Source organism: Halolamina sp. C58, assembly GCF_051195095.1.
In the GTDB taxonomy this organism is placed as follows: Archaea; Halobacteriota; Halobacteria; order Halobacteriales; family Haloferacaceae; genus Halolamina.
Genome location: NZ_JBNTJY010000001.1, coordinates 1,857,132 through 1,882,006 on the forward strand (window position 1 = coordinate 1,857,132; position 24,875 = coordinate 1,882,006).

Genomic DNA, 24,875 nt, shown 5'->3' on the forward strand with positions numbered 1-24,875 from the left:
TCAGCGGGAGAGCGCCGCCGCGAGCCCCTCGGGGTAGAGCGGCGGCGGTTCAGCCGCGCGGAACGCTGCCAGCGGCTTCCACGTCACCCGGTACTCGCTCCCGTCCGTCTCCGTCCCGGTCAGTTCCTCGCGGTCGGAGACGTCCTCGCTCGGCTCGACTCGGTAGACGAAGTCGTACTCGTGGCCCGTTTCGCCCTCGAACGTGAATCGGTTTTCGAGGACCGCAATCCGGCGGCCCGCCGTCGCTGCCACACCCAACTCCTCCTCGAACTCCCGCTCGGCGGCGTCGGCGGCGGCCTCCCCGAACTCGACCCCGCCGCCGGGCGGACGGTAGAACGTCTCGTCGGCCGCCTCGTCGCGGAGTTCGAAGACGAGAAGCTCTTCGCCGCCGTCGGTGGCACGCGTCACGACCGCTAGTGCGACCGGCCGGATGTCGCGCCAGCTTTTCGCGTCGGTGTTCTCGGGCACAGGCTTGCCACGTCACTCCCGGCGAGAAAACGCTACCGAAGCGGCTTTGCCGTACGCTCCCAACCCCGACGCGATGGACGATCGTCTCCGGGATGCCGTCGAGTCGTGGGGCGGCGCTGTCGCCGACACAACCGAACTCGACGGCGGCGAGGTCGGGAGCGTCCACCGCGTCGATCTCGCCGACGGGCGGCGCGTCGTCGCGAAAACCGCCGACACCGACCTCCGGATCGAAGCGCGGATGCTCCGTCACCTCGCCGAGCGCGGACTCGCGGTGCCCGAGGTGTATCACGCGACCGAGGACATCCTCCTGCTGGCGTTCGTCGACGGCGGGTCGGCGATCACGCCGAGCGTCGAGCGCGACCTCGCCGACCGGCTCGCCGCGCTGCACGGCCACGAGGCGCCGGCGTTCGGCTTCCCGTTCGACACGCTGACCGGGAAGCTCGACCTGCCGAACCCCCGAACCCCGGACTGGCCGACGTTCTTCGGCGAGCACCGACTGGCGTACATGGCCGAGCACGCGGCCGCGGAGGGGGTCCTTCCGGCCGCCGATCGGGAGCGGATCGACGCGCTCGTGGCGGAGCTGCCCACACTGCTGGATCACGATCCCGAGCCGTCGCTGATCCACGGCGACGTGTGGGCGGAGAACCTGATCACGGACGGCGAGACGGTGCGGGCGTTCCTCGATCCGGCGTGTTACTACGCCGATCCGGAGGTCGAGTTGGCCTACGTCGCGTGGACCGGCACGGGCGGCGACGCCTTCCGCGAGCGCTACCGGGAACGAGCGGGGCTGCCCGAGGGGGTCGCCGACCGGCGACCGATCTACCGGCTGCTGCCGCTGTTGGTCCACCTGCGTCACTTCGGCGAAGCGTACCTCGACCCGATCCGGGAGACGCTGACGGGGCTGGGGTACTAGCGACTCCAGAACGACGGCGTGAAGATCACCAGCACCGAGAGGATCTCCAGCCGGCCGATCCACATCAGGAACACCATGAACAGCTTCGCGGCGTCGGAGAACGGCAGGAAGCTGTCCATCGGTCCCACCGGCCCGTAGCCCGGGCCGACGTTGCCCAGCGTCGCGATGGATGCGCTCATCGCTTCCAGTCCCGAGAGCGTCAATCCCGGCGTGCGGTGGCTGTCGAGGTAGAGCAGGACCGTCCCCAGCGCGAACAGCACGAGGAAGAGAACGACGAACACGAGCACCTCCATGATCGTCTCCTCCTCGACGACCTCGTCGTTCAGCCGGACGGGCCTGACGGCGTCGGGGTGGGCGGCGACGAACAGCGAGCGGTCGGTCGCGCGCTTGGCGATCACCCAGCGGACGATCTTGATCGAGCCCGCCGCCGAGCCGGCCGAGCCGCCGAGGAAGTACGCGAACAGCAGGATCGTCTGTGCGGAGGCGTCCCACGTGTTGAGATCCATGCTGGCGTAGCCGGTGGTAGTGACGATCGCGATCGTCTGGAACAACCCTTGCCGGAGCGCGTTCTCGACGTTGCCCGCGATCGCGTCCACGTTCGCGGGCGCCTCCGCGATGCCGACGCCGAGGTACAGCACCGCGGAGAGCACCGCGCCGACGCCGAGGACGGCGAGCAGGTACGCCCGGAACTCCGCGTTCTCCGTCAGGTGACGGGGCTCCCCGCGGAACACGTGCCAGAACAGCGCGAAGTTGGTCCCGGCGATCAGCATGAACGGCATCATCGCCCACTGGATCGCGGGGACGAACGCCTCGGCGCTGCGGGGCTCCGGCGAGAAGCCGCCGGTGGGGAGGGTGGTGAGCGCGTGGGCGACCGCGTTGTAGAGGTCCATGTTCGGCGCGACGCCGACGGCGCCGAGCGCGAAGTAGACCAGCGCCGCAAGCAGCGTGAAGCCGGCGTAGATGCCCCAGAGCGCGCGGGCGGTCTCCTGAATGCGGGGCGTGAGCTTCTCCAGCGAGATCCCCGGCGCCTCCTGGTTCATCACCTGCGCGCCGCCGACGGAGATCTCCGGCAGGATCGCGACCATGAGGACGAGAATCCCCATGCCGCCGAGCCACTGGGTGAGCTGGCGCCACAGCAGCATCGCGTGGCCGTGGCGGTCGACGGAGATCGCGCCCAGCACGGTCGCGCCGGTGGTCGTAAAGCCCGACATCGACTCGAACAGCGCGTTGACCGGCGACGCGACCGTGCCGGTGCCGGCGACGAGGTAGGGGACGGTGCCCGCGAGGGGGACGACCAGCCACGCGAGGCTGACGAGCAGGAACGCCTCACGGCGGCCGAGTTCGCCCTCGCGGCCGAGCACGCGCTCGAACAGCAGTCCGACCGCGAGCATGACCGCGCTGGTCGCGACGAACGGGAGGGGGCTCTCGCCGTAGTAGAGTGCGGCCAGCAGCGGGACCAGCGGGGCGAGCCCGATGTACTGGAGGACGCGGCCGACGAGGCCGACGCTCACTCGGTACTCGACGTACGTGTTCAGATCGAAACCCATCGAGCGACGGCGTCAGTTCGCGCCCGATCGGGGCGAGAGTGCGATCTCTTCGATCCGGGCCTGCTCGTCCGCGATCCGCCGGAGTTCGACCGCCATCCCCTCGGCCCCGTCGTCGCTCTCGAGCTGGGCCATCCGGTCGGCGGTGCTCGCGAGCAGCGCCGCCGCCTCCGCGATCGTCTCGCGCTCGCCCTCCTCGAGCCGAGAGACGATCTCGGAGTAACACTGCTCGGTTGGCTCTTCGGTGCTCATACCGGTCGTTCTCGGGGCGGGACTATCAAACCCCGTGTGCGGGGTCGAAAGGGGAGGCGACCGAGCAGTCAGAACTCGCCGTTGACGATGTCGCTCACGCGGCCGGCGTCGTACAGCCGTTCGTCGACGCCGTAGAGGTCCTCGGCCAGCCGCTGCGTGACGACGAAGTGCGTGATCGGCCCCTGGTACAGCGGGCCGGCACGGTACACGTCGCCGTTTTTCACCGCGGTCAGGTCGCTGGCCACGTCGTGGTTCTCCATGAACGAGACGACGGTGTTCTGGAACTCCTCGGCCGTCTGGTGCTCGTGGCCGCGGCAGAGCAGCACCTCGGGATCGACTTCGAGCAGCGTCTCGTAGTCGACCTCGCTGCGGTTGCTGTGGAAGTCACGCACCTCGGTGTTCGCGAAGGCGTCCTGCACGCCCAGTTCGCGCAGGTGCTTGAAGCTCGTCCCCTCGCCGACGATGTACGGCGAGAACGACTCGGGCTCGTTGCCGGCGGCCCAGACGACCGCGGCCTCGGGGCGCTCGCCCTCGGCGGGTACGGCCCCCTCGACGTTCGACTGGAACTCCGAGTGCAGCTCCGTGAACGCGTCGTAGCGGTCGGTCTCCTGGAACACCTCGGCGAGCTTGCCGAACGCCTCGTAGAGGTCGTAGTACTGGTACTCCTCGTGCCAGCCGTAGCCGGTCGAGAAGATGCTGTTGCCGAAGAAGGGGCCGACGTTCTCCTCGATCTCGTCGACGTCGGCCTGCTCCCACCCGCTGAAGCGGTTCATGAGGAAGTTCGGGTCGATGACGTGCACGTCGGCGCCGAGCTCGTAGAACAGCTCCATGCTCACGCCGTCCTGATACAGGTCGGTCATCCCCTCGGTGTCGACGCTCACGCCGTCGATCTCGTCGTAGTACTGGGTGTGGTAGCGGCTGGTGAGCCACAGCGCCTCCGGCGGCGCCTGTCCCAGCGCGATCCCCATGTCGGCCCAGCTCCCGTTGTTGGCGACCCACGTCTCGGGGACGCCGTCGAACTCGACCTCGCCCACCGGCTCCATGGAGACGGTGTAGCTGCCGCCGCTCCCGGCCGGGGTGTCGGTTCCGTCGCCGCCGGTACAGCCCGCCAGCAGGCCGGCGGTCACGGCGGCTCCACTCGCGAGGTACGCTCGACGCGTCGACTTCGGTTGGTCTGCCATGGGAATTAGGCCGGCCTAATCGTGTATAAGCCCGTCGAAGTTTAGGCAGGCCAAAACGTGTGAGGTCGTGGAGAGGTGCGAGCGACAGTGGGGTGGACGGAGGGTTCGGACGGGGCTCGACGGGGTAGCAAACGCGACGCTAGTCGGCGTGAGAACGCAGAAGCGCCGAGGAGGGGATTTGAACCACAGTCGTTCCGCTCACTCCGTTCGCTTCACTCCCTGATGCAAATCCCCGTACGGCTACTACCGCGTACGGCGCCGTGCCCGGAGCCGACGCTCCGGGCTGGGCGCGTCGTACGACAGAAACGCCGAGGAGGGGATTTGAACCCCTGAGTCCGTGAGGACAGTAGATTTCGAATCTACCGCCTTGGCCAGGCTAGGCTACCTCGGCTCAGCTAACCGTGGGACGTGCTCCGGTTAATCGGTTACGGTTCAGCGGAGCGCGTTCACCAGCGCGACCGCGCCGGCCACCAGCAGGAACACCGACGCGATCGGCTGCCCGCCCGCGGCGGCGACGTACACGCCGAAGCCGACCGCGACGGCGAGGCTGCCGACGAGGAACGACGAGACGACGTGGACGACCTCCGCCCGGGTCGTGTCGGTCTCCCGCCCCAGCTGCTCGCCGACGGAGACGGCGTTGCTGGCGGCGTCCCACGCGAGCACGCCCAGCAGCGCGCCGATCAGCACCGGCAGCGGCGGCGCGCCGGAGTAGCCGGCGTACAGCACGCCGAGGAGCAGGAGCCCGCCGCCGTTGGTGACCAGCCGGCGCGACGCGCGCACCAGCCCCGCCACCAGGACGAGCAGGCCCACCGCCGAGACCGCGGCGCCGGTCGGCGCCACGAGCGCCGTCGCGGTGATCGACAGCAGCGCGAACCCGGCCGAAATGGCGATGCCGAAGCGGGACGGCTCGCGGGTGATCTCTGTCACTTGGACCACCTCCGGGTCGCCCGTGCCAGTTCGACCGCCAGCGGGCGGTCGCCCCAGTCGATCACCCGGATGCCGTGGCTCCGGAGGTTCCGCAGCCGCGTGTCGCGTTCCAGCCGGGCGAGGCGGTGCGGGGCGGTGTCGTCGGTCGTCGGATCCGGGCTGATCAGCGTGAGCTGGTGGCCGTAGGCGTCGAGGCGCTCGGCGACCGACGCGATGTAGTCGTCGGCGACGGGACTGAACAGCACGATCTGGGCGTCCGCGGGGAGCCGTCGCCGGAGCCGCCGGAGCGAGATCGAGGGGTAGAACGGCCCCTCGGCGGGCGAGACCGAGAACGCCGCGTGGTCCGCGAGCAGCCGTCGGGCGGTCGCGCGGTGGCGCTCGCCCGTCGCGGGCGCGAGCCAGCACTCCTCGGGACCGAAGCTCGCGATCCCCACCCTGTCGCCCGTCGAGAGCAGCGCCGAGAACGCCTCGCCCGCCGCTTCGACGCTCCGTTCGACGGCGTTGGGCGTCTCCTCGTCCGGCGCGCGGTAGGCGTCCTCCCGGGTGTCGATCAGCAGCACCACCGTCGCCGCACGCTCCTCGCGGAACGACACCGTCGAGAGCTCGCCGCTGCGAGCGTAGCGGTTCCAGTCCACCCGCGAGAGCGGGTCGCCACGGCGGTACTCCCGGGTGGAGTGAAACTCCAGCCCCGAGCCGGCCACGTCGGTCGCGACCCGGCCGGAGTACGGCGTCGTGAGCCCGCGCAGCGGCAGGTCGCTGCTGGCTTCGAGCGTCGGGAGACAGCGCAGCGTCGTCCCCGCCTCGATCTCGACGCTGCGCTCCCGCGAGCCGCTGGCGTTGCGGACGATCGCCGTCAGCGGCTCCCACTCGTGGCTCCCGCGGCTCGTCGTCACGGTGTAGCTGAACGTCGCGCGCTTGCCCGGCCGGAGCGCGGTGCCGAGCCGCGCGGCGCCGTCGGTGACCGAGAGCCCCGGCGGCACGCCGTCGATCAGCCGGAGATCCGGCAGCGTCGCCGGGCCCTCGTTCTCGACGGTGACGGTGACCGTCACCTCCTCGTCGGGGCTCGGCGACGCCTCGGACAGCTCCCGCTCGACGCTGAGGTCGACCGGCGGCGCCTCGCCCAGCCGGGCGTACGCCGAGAACCCCACGCCGACCAGCGCGACGAGGAACAGCGCCGGCCGCTGGAACGGCAGCCCGAGCGCGAACGCCACGAACGCCAGCGCGCCGATCCCCGCCCAGTGCTCGGTATCGATCGCGTCGGCGGCGCTCATCGGTCACCCCCGGACGCGATCTCGTCGACAGCCCGGACCGTCCGATCGAACGCCGCCTCGTACTGCGAGAACGGCGCCGCCGCGAGCAGGCGTGCCCGCTCGGCGGGGGTGAGGCGCACGTCCCGGCTCAGGAACCACGCCGCGACCGGGTCGTCTGTCCACTCGCCGCGCTCGATGCGGTCGCGCGCCTCGCTCTCGGTGCAGCCCTCGGCGTGGGCGATGCCGGCGGCCGCGACCGCGACGAGGCGCTCGCGGACCTGATCGCGGGAGCGGTTAGCGCCACGGGAGCGATTGCTCGCGAAGCCCATCAGCTCGTGGACGTCGTCGCCGGGCGTCGGCGCCTCGTAGCGCCGCTCGGGGTCGCCGGTCTCCGTCTCGTAGATCGGCGTCCGGCGCCGGGCGAGGATCGTGCTCACCGACTGGATCCCGGCGGCGACCGCGATCAGCAGCACGAAGATCCAGCTCCCCGGGAGCAGCCCCGCGAACTCCTGCTGGAACGAGACGAACAGCCCCACGAGCACCGCGACGGCGCCGAGGCCGGCGAGGGCGCGCCTCATTCCTCGCCCTCCTCGGCGTAGCTCTCCTCGATCCGCCGCAGCGCCGCGGTCGCGCGCTTTTCGCGTTCGTCGGTCACGTCCTGATCGCCGTACCGCACCTCCTCGAACAGCTCGGTGAGCTCGCGCACGTCGTCGGGCGCCATCCCGGCGTCGACGGCCGCGGCCGCGAACTCCGACGGCGTCGAGGACTCGGGGTGCTCGACCGCGAGGTGGTGGGTCATCTCGACCCAGGCGCGGAACACCTCGTTGTCGAAGGCGTCGCCCGCCTCGATCCGGTCGGCGGCCTCGCCGGCGAGCCGGCCGACCGCCGCGATGTCGGGGTTCACTTCCTCCTCCTCGTCGGCCTCACGATCGATCTGTGAGTTCACGATGTCGTCGGCCGACGCGACGTACAGGAGCACGATCGCCGCGAGCACCAGCACGACGAGCACGATCACGAGCAGGACCGACGGCTGACTGGTCGTCGTCTCGACGGCGCCGCCGAGCCCGCCGCTGCCGCCGGCGCTCCCGTTCGCGGTCCGGGTCGCGTTCGCCGACTGTCGGGCCGGCGACGCCTGTTGTATCGTCTTACAGGTCGCGAGCGCGTACCAGAGCATGTAGACGATCGGCCCGTAGAGGACCGCCGTCACGAGCCCCATCCCCGGCGAGTCGGTCCGCCGCCAGACGTAGCCCGCGAGCGCGACGACGGAGCCGAACAGGAGCAGTTTCGCCGGGAGCGTCTGGAGGGCGGCGATACAGGCGCCGCCGACCTGTCCGCCCAGCTGCATGGGTCTGCCGCCGGTGGTCGAACTCCCGTTGCCGTCACCGCTCCCGCCGCTCCCGCTCCCGAAGCCGCTCCCGCTTCCGGAGCCGAATCCGGACCCGGAGTCGGTCTCGGCAGGGTTCTCCAGCGTGGCGCCCGCGGCGCCGATCGCGAGGAGGGCGAGGAGGGCGAGGACGATCGCGACCGCAGTGTCCCGCTGCACACCGCGTGGTTGTTACAACCAAGGTATAGTGGTTTCGTTGACGAAAGCGATCGTCGTAGGGAACGCCGACGGCGCCGGGCGTGCCGGCACCGGCCCGCTTGATACGTGTGGCGCCCGCACGGCCGGTATGCCCGAGATCGGAGTCGTCGGCGCCGGGAGCGCGGCCGCCGCCGCGACATTCGTCCTCGACGGGAAGGCAGACGTGACCGTGCTGGAGAAGTCCGGCGGGCTCTGTGGCCGCGCAGCGACACGGCGACACGGCGAACTGACGTACGACTACGGCGCGAACTACGTGAAGTCCGACAGCGACCGCGTGCGCGAGCTCCTGACTCGAACGCTCGACGACGACGGGCTCGTCGACGTGACCGAACGGATCGACACGTTCGACGAGGCCGGCGAGGTGACGCCGGGCCGTGAGCCCGGCGGCCACAAGTGGTCCTACCGCGAGGGGCTGACACAGATCGCCAAACGGCTGTTCGGCCGGACCGACGCCGAGATCCACCGCCGAACGCGGGTCGAGACGCTCCGGCACGATTCGGGGTCCGAGACGTGGACGCTCGTCGACGCCGACGGCGAGGTGTGGGGCCCCTTCGACGCCGTGCTCCTGAACCCGCCCGCACCCCAGACCGCCGACCTGCTCCGCGGGGCCGACTGGGCGTCGCCGGCGCGTGAGTCGCTGGTCGAGGCCGTCGAGGACGTGCCGTACCGAACGATCTGGACCGCCGTGCTTCACTACCCGTTCGAACTCGACCTGCCGTACTACGCGCTCGTCAACACGGACAAGGAGCACGAGGTGGGCTGGATCGCCCGCGAGGAGTGCAAACGCGGCCACGTCCCCGACGGCGAGTCGCTGCTGGTAGTGCAGGCCAACCACGACTGGTCGGTCGAGCACTACGACGACGACCCGGCGAGCAACGTCGACGCGCTCGCGAGCCACGCCGCCGACATCGTCGGCGACGAGCGGCTGGTCGACCCCGACTGGACCGACCATCAGGGGTGGCGCTACGCGCTGCCCGACGACGGGGCGCTCGCCGGCCCGCTCGCCGCCGCCGAGGACGAGGGGCTCTACTGTACGGGCGACTGGGTCGCCGGCGAGGCCCGCCTCCACGCCGCGCTGGAGAACGGGCTCGAGGTCGGCGAGGCGGTCAGTCGAAAGTGAGGATCTCGATCCCGTCGGTGTCGTAGTCGGTCATCGCCGCCAGCCGGTCCGACACGTCGTCGAGGCCGACCTCGCGGCCGACGAGCGCGCCGGGGTCGAGCGTCCCGTCGTCGACCATCGCGAGCAGTTCGTCGAAGCGTGCGGGCGGCATCCCCCGCGAGCCGAGCCAGTCGATCTCCCAGCGGGTCATCCAGTCGGTCGGCAGCGACACTTCCCCTTTCTCGGCGTCGGTCGTCAGCCCCACCTGCACGTGGGTGCCGCGGGAGCGCAGGCACTGCACGGAGTTCCGCGCGGTCTCCGCGCGCCCGAGCGCGTCGAGGCTGACCGCGGCGCCGCCGTCGGTGAGTTCGTGGATCTCCTCGACCACGTCCATGTCGCTCCCGTTCACCGTCTCGCTCGCGCCCACGTCCGCGGCGCGGGCGAGCGCGGCGTCGCTCACGTCGACCGCGATCGGTCGCGCGCCGAGCGCGTCGGCGATCTGGACCGCCGAGAGCCCGACGCCGCCGCAGCCGTGGACCGCGACCCAGTCGCCGCCGCCCACGTCGGCGCGGTGGGCGAGCGCGTGGAACGCGGTCATGTACCGACAGCCGACCGCGGCGACGTCCCGGAAGCTCACGCCCTCCGGAAGGGTCTGGAGGTTGTGGTCGGCGTGGGGGACGCCGACTTTCTCGGCGAACGCGCCGGGCACGGCGGACTCGAACCCCAGCGCGAGGCCGTCCTCGCAGGTGTTCCCGTGGCCGGTCCGGCACTCGCCACAGCCCCCGCAGCCGAGGCTGAACGGGACGACCACGCGGTCGCCGACGGCGACGCGGTCGACGTCCTCCCCGACCGCGACCACTCGGCCCGCCGGCTCGTGGCCGAGCACGTAGTCAAGCGGCACCTGATCGTCTGCCCACTCGCCGTGACCCTGCCACGCGTGCCAGTCGCTGCGGCAGATGCCGCAGGCCTCGACATGGACGACGGCGCCGTCGGGCGCGGGCTCAGGGTCGGGCAGCTCGGTCACGTCGAGCGGTTCGCCGTACTCGCGGAGCACTGCGGCGCGCATTTGGCCGGGGTTGGGGTGGGGTGTGGGTAGGGTTGTCGGTGGGGCGGCTCAGAGCCAGGGGTACTGCTCCGTGTCCCGGCCCGCGTAGTCCGGGTCGAGATAGATGAACAGCCGCGCGATCTCGCCGTCGCGCACCTCGAACACGTCACACCAGCGCCCGCCGCCCGGCTCGCCGTCGGGCCGCCACTCGGTCCCGTCGGCGGTCTCGCCGGTGCTCGTCCCCTCGACGACCACCGTGTCGCCGTCGATCACGTAGTTGAACGTCTCGTAGTCGTGGTTCATGGCGTTCACCACCCCTCCCACGTCGCCGAACATCTCGCCGATCTCCTCCCGGCCGGTGGCGATCCCCCACTTCGGGTAGAACACGCGGGCGTCCTCGGCGAACAGTTCGAGCAGGTCGCCGCCGCTGTCGAGCCGTCGGAAGTAGTCGAGCACGATGCCTTTCCGGTCGATATCCGCCTCGGTCAGCTCTCCCATAGTAATGGTAACAAGTGGCACAGAATAACGCTACCGGCAGTGACACGACGATCCGGGTCCCGCGACTCGCTTCGGAGGGAGCAGCGCCGGCACAGCACCTAAGCGGCGTCGGGACCCACCGTGCGTATGAACGTTCTCGTCACGGGGGCGACCGGGTTCGTCGGTGGGCGGCTGATCCCGGCGCTGCTCGACGCGGGCCACGAAGTCTCCGTCCTCGTCCGGGACCGATCGACGTACGACGCCCCGGAGGGCGTGACCGTGTTCGAGGGCGACGTGCTGGAGCCGTCGGGGCTGGACGAGGCGCTCACGGGGGTCGACGCCGCCTACTACCTGATCCACGCGATGGGCGGCGGCCGCGGCTTCGAGGAGCGCGACCGGCGCGGTGCACGAAACTTCGCGACGGCGGCCGAGCGGGCCGGCGTCGACCGCGTGCTCTACCTCAGCGGGCTCGGGGTCGACGGGGACGACCTCTCGGCCCACCTGCGCTCGCGCCGGGAGGTCGAGACGGTGCTGGGCCGCGGGGAGTACGATCTGACCGTGCTCCGGGCGGCGATCATCGTCGGCGCGGGCAGCGCCAGCTTCCGGATCGTCCGCCAGCTCGGCTCGCGGCTCCCCGTGATGATCACGCCGCGCTGGGTGTCCACGCGGGTCCAGCCGATCGCGATCGACGACGTGATCGCGTACCTCGTGGGCGTACTCGACGAGCCCGAGACCGCCGACGGGACGTTCGAGATCGGCGGCCCGGAGGTGCTGACCTACCGCGAGATGCTGTCGACGGTGGGTCGCGTCCTGACTGGGCGCGAACCCATCATCGTCCCGGTGCCGGTGCTCACCCCGCGGCTCTCGGCGTACTGGGTCGACCTCGTCACGGACGTGCCCGCCGGCGTTGCGTACCCGCTGATCGACGGCATGGCGACGGACGTGGTGGTGACCGACGACCGGATCCAGTCGCTGGTCCCCGTCGACTGCACGCCGTTCGAGGCGGCCGTGGAGCAGGCGCTCGACGAAGAGGCAGCCGCCGAGGGGCGCTGAATGGCGCCGGATCTGGGCGAGACGTGGGTGTACGAGAGCCTCGTGAGCGCGGTGCCGGGGCTGGACCTCTCCGATCGGACCGCGCTGCTCACGCAGTTCGTCGTCTTCGAGGCGATCGTCCTCGCCGTCGCGGCCATTTACGATCTCTGGGCGGCGGTGCCGGCCGGCACCGCGGCGATCGTCGTCGCGGTCGCGGGCAGCTGGCTGATGCTGACGTTCAGCCGGACCGTCCGCCGGCTCCAGCCGCCGCGAACGTACCGCCGGCTGCTGTTCGGCTCCAGTATCGAACTCGCGCTCAGCGTGCTCGCGTTCGTGCTGTTCGTCACCTACCTGTTCGTCGTCGACCCGCGGGACGGCGGCTCGCTCCTGACGGAGCTTCTGGGCCCGGAGCCGCCGGTGATCGCCGTCGTGCTCCTGTTGCTCGTCACGTGGGACGTGATCTACCGTATCGGCGCCTGCTGGTGGGCGACGGTCGTGGGGTTCTGGCGCGCGCTCCGGTACGGCTTCGACCGCGAGACGACCGCGAAGCTGACGCGCCTCGACGCGCTCAACGTCGCGTTCGCCGGCGTACAGGTCGCGATGGTGCCGTTCGTGCTCGGCCACCCCGTGCTCGTCGCCGCGGTCGTCGGCCACCTGTTCGCCGTCGTCGTCGTCTCGATCGCGACCGTCGCCCTCCAGCGCCGCGCGATCGGCGCCGGCGACTGAGCGGCGTTCGTCCGTTGCGACGACAGGGGTCGGTCGCGCAGGGACGATATTTTCAGAAATTAATTCTTCGTCAAAACGTTTAAACCAGATAGCGAAACAACGGTTTCCAAGATCCCCATGTCCACCACGGAACCACGGTTCGACCGTGTGCCCGCCCCAGCCCCGCCACAGGACGGCGACGCGTGGTACGCGCCCGACACGCTCGCCCAGTACGAGAGTACGCCCGGCGTCGTCGCCACCGTCTCCCGGAACGAGAGCGAGGCGGCCGAGTTCGCCTACGACGCCCGCGAACCGCCGCTGTCGCCGAGCGAGCGCGCCGAACTCGATCGCGTCCGCGAGCACTTCGCCGGCACCCGGCGCCGCCGCCCGCTCACGCGACAGGGCGCCGTCGAGCGCGCCGAGTCGGGGCTCTCACCCAAGTACGAGCGCACCCTCGACCGCCTGCTCTCGGGCGGCACAGGTGCGCGCCGGCGGCTGCACTACCACGCGCTGCGGGACCTCCGCCTGCTCGGCGACGCGACGCCGCTGGCGCTCGACGACGAGGTCGGCGTCGCCGACAGCGAGGCGGCGGCCGACGGCAGCCTCGTGGTCCACACCACCGACTTCGCCCCCGCGGTGACCGATCTCGACGCCGATGGCGCGTTCGTCGATCGCGTCGCGGCCGAGCGCCTGCGGCGCTACGAGGTCGAGTTCGCGGGCTACCCCGTCCCGGTCGTCGTCTACCGCGACGGCATGCTCGGGAGCGACCGCTTCGCCACGCGGTACGCGGTGCTGGAGCCGGACCTGCTGCCCGGCGACGAGGAGCTGATCGCGGAGTGCAAGGAGCGCGTCTGGGAGGCCAGCACCGAGGACGTGATCGGCGACGGCGTCGACCGCCGCGCGTTCGTCGCCGAGCGCGCGCGGCGGCTGCTCTCCCGGCGACTCACCGGGCGCAACACCCGCGAGTGGCTGGCGTCGGCGAAGTACAGGATCAAGTCGGCGCTGGCGGATCTCGGCGTGGGGCTGCCGCCGGTCGACGATCGCTACGCGTCGGACCGACTCGACGACCTCGTCTACCACGTGCTCCGCGATTACGTCGGCGAGGGGCCGCTGACGGTGCCGATCCGGGACCCGAATCTGGAGGACATCGAAGCCAACCGCGTCGGCGAGCGCGTGAAGGTCGTGCCGCGCAGCGAGATCGCCGGCGGCGGGCGGGTGCCGACGAACCTCGCGTTCGACGGCGAGAGCAGCTTCGTCAACGTCGTCACCCAGTTGGCGGCGAGCGACGGGGTCGAACTCGACGCCTCGAACCCCAGCGCGAAGGTGAACCTCGACCCCCCGGGTGTCGCCGAGACGGTGCGGTGTGCGGTCGCGCTGCCGGTGATCAGCGAGGGCGGCCCGCACGTCTCCATCCGGAAGCAGGCCGCCGAGGCGATGACGCCCGTCGATCTGCTCCGGAACGACACGCTGTCGGTCGATCTCGTCGCGCTGCTGTGGCTCTGTTACGAGCACCAGGGCGTGGTGCTGTTCTCCGGACCGACCGGGGTGGGGAAGACGACGCTGATGAACGCCCACATGCCCTTTGTCCCGTACGACGACCGCCCGGTCTCCATCGACGAGGGGTCGCGGGAGGTCCGCCTGCCCCACGAGACCGGCGTCTCGCTCACCACGCGCGATCACGAGAGCGAGTACAAGCGGGTGACGATGGCGGATCTGATGACGGAGTCGAACTACCTCAACCCCGACACGGAGGTGATCGCGGAGATCAACACGCCCGAGAGCTTCGAGACGTTCGCCGAGACGGTGAACACGGGCCACGGGGTGGTCGGCACCACCCACGCCGAGGACGTCCGGACGCTCGTGAACCGCGTGGTCGAGCAGGGCGTCCCCGCCTACCTGCTCGAGGAGATCGACCTCGTCGTCTTCCCGCACCGCTCGGACGGCGATCGCTACGTCGCCCGGGCGGTCGAGTTCCTCTCGCCGGAACAGGCCGAGAAGCTCCCGCCCGGCGCGGGGGAAGTGGTCGAGAAGGGCGACACTACGATCCACGTCAACGAAGTGTTCGCCCGTGACGTGGCCGGGGCGTTCACCCTCTCCGGGCCGACCGACCCCGCGACGCCCGACGACCGCGGCTTCCGGCTGTTCCATCGGATCGCCGCCGCGACGGACCGTTCACCCGAGGCGGTCGAGGGGGAGTTCCGGCGGAAGCGTCGCTACGTCGAGTTCCTCGACGACGAGGGCGTCCGGGAGTTCGACGAGCTGTTCGACCTGCTCGCGGATCTCCGGACCGACGAGGCAGCGACCGTCGAACGCCTCCGCCGGACTGCGGTCGCCGACGGGGAGGACGAGCGATGAGCGCGGAGCGAATCCCCGGCGCGGTCGACGCCGACGCCGCGTCCTCTCGCCTCTCGGTGCTCGATCGGACGCTGTACACGCTGTTCGCGAGCGAGGCCGACGCCGCGCGCCACAGCGCCCACCGCGAGCAGTACCGCGGCACCGACCTCGGCGTCGGCTTCGACGTGTACGTCGCCCGCCTCCACGGGCTCGCGTGGCTGACGGCGGTGCTGGCGGTCGTGCCGACGCTCGCGATCGCGCTTGCGGCGCCGCCCGGCACGTACGACGCGCTCGCGGGACTGCTCGCGCGGGTCGCACCCGTGGGCGTCGCGCCGCGCCCGCCCCGCCTGCTCGTCGGCGCCGTCGTCGGAACGGTTGTCGGGGTCGTGACCCGTCGCGGGGTGATTGCCCTCGGCGGGCGCTACCTCGGCTGGCTGGCGAGCGCCCGGAAGGCCGACATCGAGCGCACGCTCCCCGGCGCCGCCCGCTACCTCCACGCGCTCTCCTCCGGCGCCGACGGGCCGCGGGCGATGCTCCGGAAAGTCGCCGAGAACGACGCCTACGGCGAGACCGCGGTCGCGGCGCGGAAGGTGCTCAACACCGCCGCACTCACCGGGAGCTTGGACGAGGGGCTGCGCCGCGTCGCCCGCGACACCCCCTCGCGGGACACGCTCGCGCCGTTCCTCCTGAAGTTCCGCGAACACAGCGAGCAGGGCGGGGATGCGCTCGCGAACTACCTCGGCCTCGAGGCCCGGATGCTCGGTCACCAGCGCTCCCAGGCCCAGCGGCGCAACGAGGGGTTCCTCGAACTGGTCGCGGAGCTGTTCGTCGTGCTGCTCGTGATGCCCGCGCTGCTGGTAGTCGTGCTCACCGTGATGAGCGTGCTCGCGCCGGGGCTCTCGGCGCCGATATCGACGCCGCTGGGGTCGATCACCCAGCGCGCGGTGTTGATCTACGGCGCCGCCGGGTTCGTGCTGCTCGTCGGCGCCGGCGCGGCGGCGACGGTCGGCCACCTCCGGCCGACCGAGCGGCAGGTGACGTACAGCCGGCCCGACGGCGCGCTCGCGACGCTGCGCTCGGCACCGACCAACCCCGCGAGCGCCGCGCTCGTGCTCGCGCCGCTGGCGCTCGTCGGGATCGGTGCCGGCCATCTCGTCCGGGTCCACCCCCTCGGCTCGCTGCTCGCGGGGTACGTCGCGTGGGGTGTCCCGGTCGGCGCCGTCGCGGTCCGCCGGGCGCGGATCGACGACGCGAAAGATCGGGAGATCCAGGAGTTCGTCCACGCCGTCTCGGGCCACGTCGGGCTCGGGCGGCCGTTCGGCGAGGCGGTCGAGCTGGTGGCCGAGGACGTGGATCTCGGCCCGCTGCAGGGGGACGTGGCCTCGCTGGCGTTCGACCTCTCGCTGTCGGACAGCCCCGGCGGGACGGACCGCCGGACTGCGGCGCTGTCGCGGTTCGTCGATCGCGTGGGCACGCCGCTCGCGGCCCAGACGATGGGGCTGGTGACGGGCGCGCTCGACGCCGGCAGCGACACCGAGTCGGTGTTCGAGACGCTCCAGACCGAAGTCGGCCAGCTCTACCACGAGAAGAAGGCGCTGCGGAGCGATCTCGCGGTGTACGTCGGCGTCGGCTGGGTGACGGCGCTGCTCGTGGTCGCGATCGTTCTCGCCGTCGACCTGTACGTGCTCGATGGGTTCAGCCAGCTGTCGGCGATGCCCGGCTCCGCCGGGTTCGCGCTGGACCCGAACGCGATCCAGCCCGAGCGGGAGCGGTTCCGGTTCGCGGTCGTCGCCGCCACGACCTCGATCGCCGCGGGCTGGTTCGCGGGGATGGCCAGCCGCGGCCCCTACGACGCGCTGCTGCACTCCAGCCTGCTGGCCGGGCTGACAGCCGCGGTGTTCGCGGGGGTGGGACTGGCGTGAGCGACAGCGAGGGATCGTGCCGCCGCGCACAGTCGCACGTCGTCGGTGTCGCGCTCCTCCTCGCGATCACGACGATCTCGATGGGCGCGCTCACGGCGGGTGTCGGCAGCATGGTCGAGAGCAACGCCGCGGCGGCCGACGCCGACCGCGTGGCCGACTCCCTCGCGGCGATGGAGCCGTCGACGTCGACGGGCGTCGCACGCCACGACCTCGCGTTCGGCGAAGGGCACCTGACCGTCGAACCACGGACGGTCAGGCTGCTCGACAGCGAGGGCGTCGTTGCCGAGCACGAAGTCGGGGCGATCGTGTTCGAGGCGGGAGATCGCCGGGTGACGTTCCTCGCCGGCGCCGTCGCCCGCGGGGTCGGCAACGCCTCCCGGCTGGACGAAGCGCCACCGATCGCGACCGGCGACGGTCTCCTGCTCGTCGGGCTCCCCGTCCTGAACGCGAGCGGGAGCGCCTCGGTCGCCGGGGAGGGCGTCTCCGCGACGCTGCGGACCGACACGAGCCACCAGCGCCACGAACTCGGCAGCGGCGAGTACCGCCTCGCGATCGAGACCGCGACCCCGGGCGCGTGGGAGCGCCACTTCGCCGGGACGAACGCGACCGCGAGCCGCCGGACGTTCGACGGCGACGAACACGGGAGCGTCGTCGCCGCGTTCCCCGGCGAGCGGACGGGGTATCTCGTCGTCCACGAGACGGAGCTGGAGGTGGAGACGTGATCTCGGACGATCGCGGGGTCACGCCCGCGGTCGGGAAGGCGCTGGAGGTCGGGATCGTCGTGCTGTTCGTCGGCGCGATGACGACCGCGCTGTACGGCGGCGCGGTGCCCGACTACCGCGACGCGGTCGGCGCCGAGATCGGTGATCGTGCGGTCGTCGCGGCGGCCGAGCGCGTCGAGAACGCGGTGCCGCCGGCCGCACGGGACGCCCGGACCGTCCACGGTGTCGACCTGCCGCGGTCGATCCGGGGCGAGAACTACCGGATCGCCGTCGAGAACCGGACGCTGGTGCTCGATCACCCCGCCGCGGCCGTCGACGCCCGGGCTCGGCTCGCACTCCCCGAGCGCGTCGTGTCCGTCGAGGGGGTGTGGCACAGCAGCGACGACGCCATGGTGGTCGTGACCGGCGACCGTGGTGGGCTCCGCGTCGAACTCACTGCACGCGAGGAGCTCGGAGGTGGACGATGAGCGACGACCGCGGGCAGGCGAACCTGCTCTCGCTGGCGGTCGCGCTCACCGCGCTGGTGTCGGCGACCGCGCTGGGGTTGGTGATCGCCGACGGGGCGTTGGCCGGCACCGACCGCGACCCCGGCGAGCGCCGCGCCGCCGGCGCCGCGGCCGAGCGGCTCGTGAGCGCCGACGCGACGACCGTTCGGGAGAACGTGCTCGATCGGGCGGCGGTCGAGGCGCTCTCGCCGTCCGACCTCGACGCGCTCGCGCCGCCGGTCGCGAACCGTTCGGTCCGGATTCGGCTGGACGGGGAGACGCTACTCGAACGCGGCGAGCCGACCGGGACGACCGTCGAGCGAGTGGTGCTCGTCGCCGAGCGCACGACGCGCTCTCGGTCGGTCGCCGTCGGCGACGGCGACGGGCTCACGCTCCCCCGTCGGACCGACCGCGTCGAACTGACGTTCGGCCCCGGATCGACGGTGGAGACGGTCCGAGCCGACGGCCGGATCGTCCTCCACGACCCCGGCGGGCTCGTCGGGCAGTTCGTCGTCGAACCCTCGCGGTACGAGACAGTGACGTTGAGCTTCGACGGCGGCACGGCACAGGTCGGGGTCGAGTCGCGGCCGCTGCGAACCGAGAAAGCCACGCTCCGGGTGACCGTCGATGGCTGACCGCGGGCAGCTCTCGCTCACGATGGTGGAGGCCGGCGTCGGAGTGCTGCTGCTGTTCGCAGCGACGGCGACGTTCGCGCTCGGGCTGCCCGCCGCCGGCGTCGACGAGGCCCAGCTCGATCGCTACGCCGACGATGCCGGGACGGTGCTCTCCCGGGAGCCGCCCCAGCACGGCGGCCTGACACGGCTCTCGGAGGTGACCCAGTCCAAATCGGCGTTCGAGCGCGAACGGGCGGCGCTCGCCCACCGCGTCGAGCGGATCCTGCCGGAGAACCTCATGTACCGGGTCGAGACGCCACACGGCGCCGTCGGATTCCGGCGTCCGACCGGCGTGCCGACCGGCCGCGCGACGGTGCCGACCGTGGGTGGGCGGGTGGTAATCCGGGTGTGGTACGCGTGAGCCGGGAACCGGGGAGTCGGGGGAGCGACCGCGGGCAGACGGTGCTCGTCGCGGCGGCGATGCTGGCGCTGGCGCTGATCCCGCTGGGCTTCGCGTACCTCCAGCTGGGGTACCACGAGGACGTGGCAGCATCGACGGAGCCGGAGAGCCCCGGCAGCGAGACGATTCGCCTGCTCGAACGCGCGGTGTACGACGCCGGCGGCGAAGCGGTCGGCCACCCGTGGCAGGGCCGGGCGGGCGCGGTCGCGCAGGTGAACGCGTCGCTCGCGCCGCGGGAGCGGGATATCGAGGCCGCGCAGGTGAAACGGGGGGTCGCGGTCCGGATCGAGCGCAACGGGAGCGCCGCAAACGCGTGGGCGGCGGCGAACTGCCCGAGCGGTGCGGGCCGACTGTTCGGCGACTGTGAGGCGATCGGCGGGATGGTTGTCCAAGAACGAGCGGGCGAAACCCACCTGCTGGCGGTCGCGTACGACCTCAGCGTCGTCGACGACCGCGGGGAGACCGCGCTGACCGTCGTGGTCCGGGCCGACGGCTGACGGGCTCGGGGTCGTCGGCGACTACTGCCCGTCTCCCTCGCCGATCTCGTCGACGGTCACGAGAGCGGAGCGATCGTGAGCAGACGAGACCGATCAGGTCTCGTCGACGTTGCCCGGCGTCTCGCGTTCGGTCTCGGCGATCTCCTCGCGTTCAGTTCGCGCGGGATCGGCGTGTTCGGCCTCGCCGAGTTCCTCCATGATGGCGTCGCGGGCGGCCTGTTCGTCCTCGAACTCGTCGTCGAGGCGATCGAGCACGCTGCCCAGCGACTCCTCCTCGGCGACGACCTCGTCGGGGGCGTCACGGAGCTCCGCCCGGATCTCGGCGCTGTTGCTCGGGAACTTCACGTCGTCGACGGCCGACTCGAACTCCGAGAGGATCTCCTCCTGTCGCTCGCGACGGTCGCGCTGGCGGCGTTCGGCCTGCTCGTCGGGGGGAACATCGTCGGGCATACCTCAGGATACGGTGGCGACAGGCAAGGGAGTGGCGGCCGGCAGGAGCGTGGGCGGTTAGTTCACTTTGCGGGCGAATACGAGGTTGCCCGAGACGTTGTTGACCCGGGCGCGAACCGTCTCGCCCTCCTCGGCGCCGGAGACGAACATGGTGTACTCGCCGCGCTTGGCGACGCCGTCACCCTTCCGACCGGTGTCGGTGATCTCGACCTCGTACGTCTCGCCCTCCTCGATGTCGGTGGTGGTCTCCTGACTGCTGCTCGTGGACTGCTTGGTGACCGGGCGGAACGCCCCACACGCCTCACACCGCAGCATCATCGTCCCGTCCTCGTTGACCAGCCGGGTGTCGGGCAGGCCACACTCCGAACAGCGGACGAACTCCTCGATGTAGCTGTCGATGGCGGCCTGCAGGTCCCGCTGGGAGAAGCTCCCGTTGTAGCGCGAGCGGCCGTCCTCGAACTGGCCGGCGGTGCCGAGCTCGCTCTGGATCTCGCGGTGGAGGTGTTCGGCCTCCCGCGAGAGCGCGTCGGCGATCTCCTTGAGGTTGGTGAAGCGAGTGAACGCCCCGTCTTTCTGTACCTGCGGGTCGGGGACGCTGAGTCGCTCGTCGCTCCCGCCCAGTTCGGGCACGTTCTCGAGCGCCCGATCGAGTTGCTCCTCGTACTCCATACCCGTGATAACCGGCGGAGGAGGTTTATGACTTCCGAGGAGCCGGCGAGAGAGTGAATCAACGCGTGCGCGAGCGCGGGCGTAAACGGCCGCGCGACCGTCGCTCCGACGGGTCTGGGGAAACTACTTAACGGGTGCGACCCAACCGGTCGGGTGTGAGCAAGATCACCTTCCGCGCCGACGACGCGCTCGTCGAGCAGCTGGACGCGCTCGACGCGTCCAAAAGCGAGGTGATGCGCGAGGCGCTGCGGGAGTTCCTCGACCGCCACCCCGACGTGGGCGGCGAGCGGGAGGTGACGGGAGACGCTGGCGGGAGCGGCGGGTCGACGACCGACGACGACCGAGCGGCGGCGCCCGAACTCACCGTCAACATCAACCTCGACGGGGAAGCGAGCGTCGAGGGTGCGGGTGAGACGAGCGTCGACGTCGCGACGGAGAGCGCCGAGGGCGACGAAACGACGTGTAAACAGTGCGGAGCGGCCGTGAGCGCCGACCACTCGTTCTGCCCGAACTGCGGCGAGGAACGCCGCCGCGAGGCCCACTGCGAGTGTGGCGAGGAGATCCGATCTGACTGGACGTTCTGCCCGGGATGTGGCCGCCGCAGCCCGACCTCGGAGCTGTTCGACCGCGCGTAGGGTGTCTGACATCGGGGGCGATGTCTTACATTCCGACCGAAACCGGCGGAAGCTTTTTATCAGATAGCTACGTTGGTGTGCACGCGTAAGACGGTCGTCTTACAGAACCGGCGGGGCGGGGAACCCGGCCGGACGGGACTGTAGGCGGCGGCTCGCGCCGGTTCGTCTTACCGGGGGAAACCAACATGGAGCGTGTCACACTGCGAATTCCACGACAGCAGGTCGAAGAGGTCGAACAGATGGTCGAGACTGGGGAGTTCCCCAACCGCAGCGAAGCGATTCGCTCGGCCGTCCGTGAGATGATCGATGAGAACGACACGGCCGACGGCGGCCGTGATCGCAGCTTGGCCAAGGTGTAATACATGCAGGATATCGTTCAGGACGCACTCGACAACGCGGAGGCCGAGCAGCGATCGATGCAGGACGTCGACACCGACGACGACGAGTTCGGGGACCCCCGGATCGTCATCGTCGGTGCCGGCGGGGCGGGGAACAACACGATCAACCGCCTCTACAACATCGGCGTCGAGGGCGCCGAGACCATCGCGATCAACACGGACAAGCAGCACCTGAAGATGATCGAAGCCGACACGAAGATCCTCGTCGGCAAGTCCCTCACCCAAGGGCTCGGTGCGGGCGGCGACCCCGAGATGGGCGAGCGCGCCACCGAGATGGCCCAGGGGACGATCAAGGAGGTGCTGGGCGACGCGGACCTCGTGTTCGTGACCGCCGGGATGGGCGGCGGGACGGGGACGGGCGCCGCGCCCGTCGTCTCGAGCATCGCCAAGGATCAGGGCGCGATCGTCGTCGGGATGGTCTCGACGCCGTTCAACGTCGAGCGTGCCCGCACCGTGAAGGCCGAAGAGGGGCTGGAGCGGCTCCGCGACGAGGCGGACTCGATCATCGTGCTCGACAACAACCGTCTGCTGGACTACGTCCCGAACCTGCCGATCGGGAAAGCGTTCTCCGTGATGGACCAGATCATCGCGGAGACGGTCAAGGGCATCTCGGAGACTATCACCCAGCCCAGCCTGATCAATCTGGACTACGCGGACATGTCCACGATCATGAATCAGGGCGGCGTCGCGGTGATGCTGGTCGGCGAGACCCAAGACTCCAACAAGACCGACGAGGTGGTCAACGACGCGATGAACCACCCCCTGCTGGACGTGGACTACCGCGGCGCCACCGGTGGGCTGGTCCACATCACCGGCGGTCCCGACCTCACCCTCAAAGAGGCTGAGGGGATCGCCGACAACATCACCGAACGGCTGGAGGCCAGCGCCAACGTCATCTGGGGCGCCCGAATCCAGGAGGAGTACAAGGGGAAAGTGCGAGTCATGGCCATCATGACCGGCGTCCAGTCGGCACAGGTGCTCGGGTCGGGCACGCAGCAGCAGGCCAACGAGTCCCGACGCGCGCTCAACGAGGACGACCTCGAGAACGTCGACTTCGACGCCAAGAGCAACGCACAGGAGGCCACGCAGCGCGGCGGCGCGGCCCGCGACGGCGGCGGCCGCGACCACGACGACAGCGACAGCAGCGTCGACGTCATCCGCTGACGCGGCACCGTTCTCCCGTTTTTCACCCGCGAATAGCTGCGCCTACACCACGTCGCCGCGGACGGTCGCGCCGTCCTGTTCCGCGCGGCGGCGCTGGACCGCCTCGGCGGCGGCACGCGCGTCCGCCTCGTCGGCGCCGAGCATCTCCAGCGCCTCGGGCAGCGTCGGGAACGCGAGCTCGCCCGCCCGGAGCTTCTCGATCGTCTCGGTCTCGCGCTCCCCGTCGATCCAGAGGCAGGCCCCGCGGGGGTCGAGCACCTGTTCGTAGGCGTCGCGGTCAAGCGCCCCTTGCAGGCGCTGGGTCACGTTGTCGCCGAAGGGTGCGTTACACACTTCGAGGTGGATCGGCTCGTCCGCCTCGGTCAGGTGGGCGGCCAGGCATTTCTCGGGTGCGGCGTAGCCGTTCTCGCTGGCGCGCAGGCAGTCGGGGAACTGCTCGGCCCACTCGGCACGGACCGTGCTGCCGACGCCTTTCACGCCGTACTCCCGCTCGAAGCGGTCGGCGGCCGCGTCGTCGCTCTCCAGCAGGATGTCTTTCGTGAGGTAGACGTCGAGGCGGTCGACGGGGTCGAGCCCGAGCGCGGCGTCGCCGTACAGCCAGACCTCCCGGACCGGCACGGGCATCGTGTCGGACTCGATCGTGTCGAGCAGGCGCTCGACGCGGTCGAGCGCGGCGGTACGCTCCATGCCGGGACGGAGCGGCGGCGGCGCCAAGAGCGTGTCGGGCCGACTACTCGCCGACGAGATCGAGCACCGCGTCCACGTCGTTTTCGACCGGCTCGGGGTCGTCGCTGGCGGCGGTCGCGGCCTCGGGATCTTTCAGCAGGTGGCCGGTCGTCAGACAGACCACGCGCTCGTCCGCGTCGATCTCACCGCGCTGCCGGAGCTTCCGCAGCCCGGCGATCGAGGCGGCGGAGGCGGGCTCGACGCCGATCCCCTCGCCGGCGAGGTCGCGCTGGGCCGCGGTGATCTGTTCGTCCTCGACGGCGACGGCGGTGCCGCCCGTCTCCCGGACGCCGGGCAGCGCCTTCGGCGCGTTCACGGGCTCGCCGATCCGGATCGCGGTCGCCCGAGTCTCGACGTGCTCCCAGCGCTTGACCGTCTCGGCGCCGTTCTCGATCGCTTCGACGAACGGAGCGGCGCCCGAGGCTTGGACCCCCGTGAGCTTCGGCACGTCGTCGCGGTCGAGCGCGCCCGCCTGGACGAGTTCGCGGAAACACTTGTACAGCGCCGCGGTGTTGCCCGCGTTGCCGACCGGGAGCACGATCCGGTCGGGGAAGCCGCCCTCCTCGTCGCGGAACCGTTCGAGGATCTCGAGCCCGATCGTCTTCTGGCCCTCCAGCCGGAAGGGGTTGAGCGAGTTCAGCAGGTACGCCTCGCCGCGGTTCGCGAGCTCCTGAACGATGTCGAGGCAGTCGTCGAAGTTGCCGTCGACTTCGAGGATGCGTGCGTCGTGGATCGCGGCCTGTGCGACCTTCCCGGCGGCGACTTTCCCGGCGGGGAGGAGCACCAGCGTCTCGAGGTCCGCGCGGGCGCCGTACGCCGCGAGCGCGGCGGAGGTGTTCCCCGTCGACGCGCAGGCCAGCCGGTCCACGCCGACCGCGGCCGCGGCGCCGACGCCGACGGTCATGCCGCGGTCCTTGAAGCTCCCCGTCGGGTTCATCCCCTCGTGCTTGACGCGGAGGCGGTCGAGTCCGAGGTCGGCCTCGATCGTCGGCACCTCGTAAAGCGGCGTGTCGCCCTCGGGGAGACTCACTCCTGCAGGGTTCTCCGGATCGATCGGGCCGGTGCGCCCCGTCTCGAAGGGGAGCGCGTCGGCGTAGCGCCAGACGCCCCGGCCCGAGAACGCGTCCCAGTCGGGCAGGTCGGCGTAGCGGACTTCGAGCAGGCCGCCGCAGTCGTCACACGAGTAGCGCACCGCTTCGAACGGCGGGTAGGTGGCGCCGCAGTCGATACAGGCCAGCCAGCAGTCGGCGTCGACGCCGTCGGGCCGGGTCGGCGCCGGGGCGTCGAGCGAGAGCGCGTCGGTCATCGAGACAGAGTGAGAGCG

At 71.0% G+C, this 24,875-nt stretch carries 28 protein-coding genes and 1 tRNA gene; 14 read left to right on the forward strand and 15 right to left on the reverse strand.

Annotated elements, in window-relative coordinates:
- Positions 1-468, reverse strand: a complete 468-nt coding sequence (locus tag ACQUSM_RS09705; RefSeq protein WP_435118083.1) for an NUDIX domain-containing protein — start codon at positions 466-468, stop codon at positions 1-3.
- Positions 469-541: 73 nt separating this feature from the next.
- Between ACQUSM_RS09705 and ACQUSM_RS09710 the strand changes: the two genes are divergently transcribed.
- Positions 542-1,381, forward strand: coding sequence for a fructosamine kinase family protein (locus ACQUSM_RS09710; protein ID WP_435118084.1), 840 nt, complete (start codon positions 542-544; stop codon positions 1,379-1,381).
- On the opposite strand, the gene ACQUSM_RS09715 is transcribed toward ACQUSM_RS09710, so the two are convergent.
- The 8 genes from ACQUSM_RS09715 to ACQUSM_RS09750 form a co-directional block, all read right to left on the reverse strand.
- Positions 1,378-2,928 carry a TrkH family potassium uptake protein gene (locus tag ACQUSM_RS09715; protein WP_435118085.1) on the reverse strand — a complete coding sequence of 517 codons (1,551 nt, stop codon included), beginning with the start codon at positions 2,926-2,928 and terminating at the stop codon, positions 1,378-1,380. The two genes, ACQUSM_RS09710 and ACQUSM_RS09715, sit on opposite strands and share 4 nt — an antisense overlap.
- 12 nt (positions 2,929-2,940) lie before the next feature.
- Positions 2,941-3,177 (reverse strand): hypothetical protein, encoded by a 237-nt coding sequence (locus ACQUSM_RS09720; protein ID WP_435118086.1) that lies wholly within the window; start codon positions 3,175-3,177, stop codon positions 2,941-2,943.
- Positions 3,178-3,245: 68 nt separating this feature from the next.
- On the reverse strand, positions 3,246-4,358 hold the full coding sequence (locus ACQUSM_RS09725) for an ABC transporter substrate-binding protein (RefSeq protein WP_435118087.1): 1,113 nt from the start codon (positions 4,356-4,358) through the stop codon (positions 3,246-3,248).
- Positions 4,359-4,664: 306 nt separating this feature from the next.
- Positions 4,665-4,749, reverse strand: a tRNA-Ser gene (locus ACQUSM_RS09730).
- A gap of 41 nt (positions 4,750-4,790) precedes the next feature.
- On the reverse strand, positions 4,791-5,285 hold the full coding sequence (locus ACQUSM_RS09735) for a DUF7519 family protein (protein WP_435118088.1): 495 nt from the start codon (positions 5,283-5,285) through the stop codon (positions 4,791-4,793).
- A complete protein-coding gene (locus tag ACQUSM_RS09740) occupies positions 5,282-6,556 on the reverse strand; it encodes a DUF58 domain-containing protein (RefSeq protein ID WP_435118089.1) in 1,275 nt (424 codons plus the stop codon). The genes ACQUSM_RS09735 and ACQUSM_RS09740 overlap by 4 nt, the downstream gene beginning before the upstream one ends.
- Entirely contained in the window at positions 6,553-7,113 is a 561-nt protein-coding gene (locus ACQUSM_RS09745; protein ID WP_435118090.1) for a DUF7269 family protein, read from the reverse strand. The genes ACQUSM_RS09740 and ACQUSM_RS09745 overlap by 4 nt, the downstream gene beginning before the upstream one ends.
- Positions 7,110-8,078 carry a DUF4129 domain-containing protein gene (locus ACQUSM_RS09750; RefSeq protein WP_435118091.1) on the reverse strand — a complete coding sequence of 323 codons (969 nt, stop codon included), beginning with the start codon at positions 8,076-8,078 and terminating at the stop codon, positions 7,110-7,112. Before ACQUSM_RS09750 ends, ACQUSM_RS09745 begins: the two co-directional genes overlap by 4 nt.
- A gap of 127 nt (positions 8,079-8,205) precedes the next feature.
- Between ACQUSM_RS09750 and ACQUSM_RS09755 the strand changes: the two genes are divergently transcribed.
- Positions 8,206-9,237 carry an NAD(P)/FAD-dependent oxidoreductase gene (locus ACQUSM_RS09755; RefSeq protein WP_435118092.1) on the forward strand — a complete coding sequence of 344 codons (1,032 nt, stop codon included), beginning with the start codon at positions 8,206-8,208 and terminating at the stop codon, positions 9,235-9,237.
- Here the strand turns inward: ACQUSM_RS09755 and ACQUSM_RS09760 are convergent.
- Positions 9,224-10,282 (reverse strand): zinc-dependent alcohol dehydrogenase family protein, encoded by a 1,059-nt coding sequence (locus tag ACQUSM_RS09760; protein WP_435118093.1) that lies wholly within the window; start codon positions 10,280-10,282, stop codon positions 9,224-9,226. The genes ACQUSM_RS09755 and ACQUSM_RS09760 overlap by 14 nt on opposite strands.
- 48 nt (positions 10,283-10,330) lie before the next feature.
- Entirely contained in the window at positions 10,331-10,759 is a 429-nt protein-coding gene (locus ACQUSM_RS09765) for a nuclear transport factor 2 family protein (RefSeq protein ID WP_435118094.1), read from the reverse strand.
- A gap of 126 nt (positions 10,760-10,885) precedes the next feature.
- Between ACQUSM_RS09765 and ACQUSM_RS09770 the strand changes: the two genes are divergently transcribed.
- The 9 genes from ACQUSM_RS09770 (at position 10,886) to ACQUSM_RS09810 (ending at position 19,509) form a co-directional block, all read left to right on the forward strand.
- On the forward strand, positions 10,886-11,791 hold the full coding sequence (locus tag ACQUSM_RS09770; RefSeq protein ID WP_435118095.1) for an NAD(P)H-binding protein: 906 nt from the start codon (positions 10,886-10,888) through the stop codon (positions 11,789-11,791).
- Positions 11,792-12,496 (forward strand): DUF7530 family protein, encoded by a 705-nt coding sequence (locus tag ACQUSM_RS09775; protein WP_435118096.1) that lies wholly within the window; start codon positions 11,792-11,794, stop codon positions 12,494-12,496. It begins immediately after the preceding gene.
- Positions 12,497-12,613: 117 nt separating this feature from the next.
- Positions 12,614-14,830: a type II/IV secretion system ATPase subunit gene (locus ACQUSM_RS09780; protein ID WP_435118097.1), complete on the forward strand. Its 2,217-nt coding sequence runs from the start codon at positions 12,614-12,616 to the stop codon at positions 14,828-14,830.
- Positions 14,827-16,731, forward strand: coding sequence for a type II secretion system F family protein (locus ACQUSM_RS09785; RefSeq protein WP_435118098.1), 1,905 nt, complete (start codon positions 14,827-14,829; stop codon positions 16,729-16,731). The genes ACQUSM_RS09780 and ACQUSM_RS09785 overlap by 4 nt, the downstream gene beginning before the upstream one ends.
- Positions 16,728-17,453, forward strand: coding sequence for a DUF7289 family protein (locus ACQUSM_RS09790; RefSeq protein WP_435118099.1), 726 nt, complete (start codon positions 16,728-16,730; stop codon positions 17,451-17,453). Before ACQUSM_RS09785 ends, ACQUSM_RS09790 begins: the two co-directional genes overlap by 4 nt.
- Positions 17,450-17,920, forward strand: a complete 471-nt coding sequence (locus ACQUSM_RS09795; protein ID WP_435118100.1) for a DUF7266 family protein — start codon at positions 17,450-17,452, stop codon at positions 17,918-17,920. The genes ACQUSM_RS09790 and ACQUSM_RS09795 overlap by 4 nt, the downstream gene beginning before the upstream one ends.
- Entirely contained in the window at positions 17,917-18,573 is a 657-nt protein-coding gene (locus ACQUSM_RS09800) for a DUF7263 family protein (protein ID WP_435118102.1), read from the forward strand. Before ACQUSM_RS09795 ends, ACQUSM_RS09800 begins: the two co-directional genes overlap by 4 nt.
- Entirely contained in the window at positions 18,566-18,973 is a 408-nt protein-coding gene (locus ACQUSM_RS09805) for a DUF7262 family protein (RefSeq protein ID WP_435118103.1), read from the forward strand. Before ACQUSM_RS09800 ends, ACQUSM_RS09805 begins: the two co-directional genes overlap by 8 nt.
- Positions 18,970-19,509, forward strand: coding sequence for a DUF7261 family protein (locus ACQUSM_RS09810; protein WP_435118104.1), 540 nt, complete (start codon positions 18,970-18,972; stop codon positions 19,507-19,509). The genes ACQUSM_RS09805 and ACQUSM_RS09810 overlap by 4 nt, the downstream gene beginning before the upstream one ends.
- Positions 19,510-19,602: 93 nt before the next feature.
- On the opposite strand, the gene ACQUSM_RS09815 is transcribed toward ACQUSM_RS09810, so the two are convergent.
- Together ACQUSM_RS09815 and ACQUSM_RS09820 are read right to left on the reverse strand one after the other, a co-directional pair.
- Positions 19,603-19,959, reverse strand: a complete 357-nt coding sequence (locus tag ACQUSM_RS09815) for a hypothetical protein (RefSeq protein WP_435118105.1) — start codon at positions 19,957-19,959, stop codon at positions 19,603-19,605.
- 57 nt (positions 19,960-20,016) lie between these two features.
- Positions 20,017-20,628 (reverse strand): translation initiation factor IF-2 subunit beta, encoded by a 612-nt coding sequence (locus ACQUSM_RS09820; RefSeq protein WP_435118106.1) that lies wholly within the window; start codon positions 20,626-20,628, stop codon positions 20,017-20,019.
- Positions 20,629-20,783: 155 nt separating this feature from the next.
- On the opposite strand from ACQUSM_RS09820, the gene ACQUSM_RS09825 reads away from it, so the two are divergent.
- From ACQUSM_RS09825 to ftsZ, 3 genes are all read left to right on the forward strand, one after another.
- On the forward strand, positions 20,784-21,263 hold the full coding sequence (locus tag ACQUSM_RS09825) for a double zinc ribbon domain-containing protein (protein WP_435118107.1): 480 nt from the start codon (positions 20,784-20,786) through the stop codon (positions 21,261-21,263).
- 185 nt (positions 21,264-21,448) lie between these two features.
- Positions 21,449-21,622: a ribbon-helix-helix domain-containing protein gene (locus ACQUSM_RS09830; RefSeq protein WP_435118108.1), complete on the forward strand. Its 174-nt coding sequence runs from the start codon at positions 21,449-21,451 to the stop codon at positions 21,620-21,622.
- Between the two features lie 3 nt (positions 21,623-21,625).
- Entirely contained in the window at positions 21,626-22,825 is a 1,200-nt protein-coding gene (gene ftsZ / locus ACQUSM_RS09835; RefSeq protein WP_435118109.1) for a cell division protein FtsZ, read from the forward strand.
- Between the two features lie 42 nt (positions 22,826-22,867).
- Here ftsZ and ACQUSM_RS09840 read toward each other — a convergent pair whose 3' ends face one another.
- Together ACQUSM_RS09840 and thrC are read right to left on the reverse strand one after the other, a co-directional pair.
- Positions 22,868-23,512, reverse strand: coding sequence for a DUF7095 family protein (locus ACQUSM_RS09840; RefSeq protein ID WP_435118110.1), 645 nt, complete (start codon positions 23,510-23,512; stop codon positions 22,868-22,870).
- Positions 23,513-23,555: 43 nt separating this feature from the next.
- A complete protein-coding gene (gene thrC / locus ACQUSM_RS09845; RefSeq protein WP_435118111.1) occupies positions 23,556-24,857 on the reverse strand; it encodes a threonine synthase in 1,302 nt (433 codons plus the stop codon).
- Between the last annotated feature and the right edge of the window lie 18 nt (positions 24,858-24,875).

Coding starts and splice junctions, on each gene's coding strand:
- ACQUSM_RS09710 (WP_435118084.1), top strand. CDS start 542: ATGGACGATCGTCTCCGGGATGCCGTCGAGTCGTGGGGCGGCGCTGTC.
- ACQUSM_RS09715 (WP_435118085.1), bottom strand. CDS start 2,928: ATGGGTTTCGATCTGAACACGTACGTCGAGTACCGAGTGAGCGTCGGC.
- ACQUSM_RS09720 (WP_435118086.1), bottom strand. CDS start 3,177: ATGAGCACCGAAGAGCCAACCGAGCAGTGTTACTCCGAGATCGTCTCT.
- ACQUSM_RS09725 (WP_435118087.1), bottom strand. CDS start 4,358: ATGGCAGACCAACCGAAGTCGACGCGTCGAGCGTACCTCGCGAGTGGA.
- ACQUSM_RS09740 (WP_435118089.1), bottom strand. CDS start 6,556: ATGAGCGCCGCCGACGCGATCGATACCGAGCACTGGGCGGGGATCGGC.
- ACQUSM_RS09745 (WP_435118090.1), bottom strand. CDS start 7,113: ATGAGGCGCGCCCTCGCCGGCCTCGGCGCCGTCGCGGTGCTCGTGGGG.
- ACQUSM_RS09755 (WP_435118092.1), top strand. CDS start 8,206: ATGCCCGAGATCGGAGTCGTCGGCGCCGGGAGCGCGGCCGCCGCCGCG.
- ACQUSM_RS09760 (WP_435118093.1), bottom strand. CDS start 10,282: ATGCGCGCCGCAGTGCTCCGCGAGTACGGCGAACCGCTCGACGTGACC.
- ACQUSM_RS09765 (WP_435118094.1), bottom strand. CDS start 10,759: ATGGGAGAGCTGACCGAGGCGGATATCGACCGGAAAGGCATCGTGCTC.
- ACQUSM_RS09770 (WP_435118095.1), top strand. CDS start 10,886: ATGAACGTTCTCGTCACGGGGGCGACCGGGTTCGTCGGTGGGCGGCTG.
- ACQUSM_RS09775 (WP_435118096.1), top strand. CDS start 11,792: ATGGCGCCGGATCTGGGCGAGACGTGGGTGTACGAGAGCCTCGTGAGC.
- ACQUSM_RS09780 (WP_435118097.1), top strand. CDS start 12,614: ATGTCCACCACGGAACCACGGTTCGACCGTGTGCCCGCCCCAGCCCCG.
- ACQUSM_RS09785 (WP_435118098.1), top strand. CDS start 14,827: ATGAGCGCGGAGCGAATCCCCGGCGCGGTCGACGCCGACGCCGCGTCC.
- ACQUSM_RS09800 (WP_435118102.1), top strand. CDS start 17,917: ATGAGCGACGACCGCGGGCAGGCGAACCTGCTCTCGCTGGCGGTCGCG.
- ACQUSM_RS09805 (WP_435118103.1), top strand. CDS start 18,566: ATGGCTGACCGCGGGCAGCTCTCGCTCACGATGGTGGAGGCCGGCGTC.
- ACQUSM_RS09815 (WP_435118105.1), bottom strand. CDS start 19,959: ATGCCCGACGATGTTCCCCCCGACGAGCAGGCCGAACGCCGCCAGCGC.
- ACQUSM_RS09820 (WP_435118106.1), bottom strand. CDS start 20,628: ATGGAGTACGAGGAGCAACTCGATCGGGCGCTCGAGAACGTGCCCGAA.
- ACQUSM_RS09830 (WP_435118108.1), top strand. CDS start 21,449: ATGGAGCGTGTCACACTGCGAATTCCACGACAGCAGGTCGAAGAGGTC.
- ftsZ (WP_435118109.1), top strand. CDS start 21,626: ATGCAGGATATCGTTCAGGACGCACTCGACAACGCGGAGGCCGAGCAG.
- ACQUSM_RS09840 (WP_435118110.1), bottom strand. CDS start 23,512: ATGGAGCGTACCGCCGCGCTCGACCGCGTCGAGCGCCTGCTCGACACG.
- thrC (WP_435118111.1), bottom strand. CDS start 24,857: ATGACCGACGCGCTCTCGCTCGACGCCCCGGCGCCGACCCGGCCCGAC.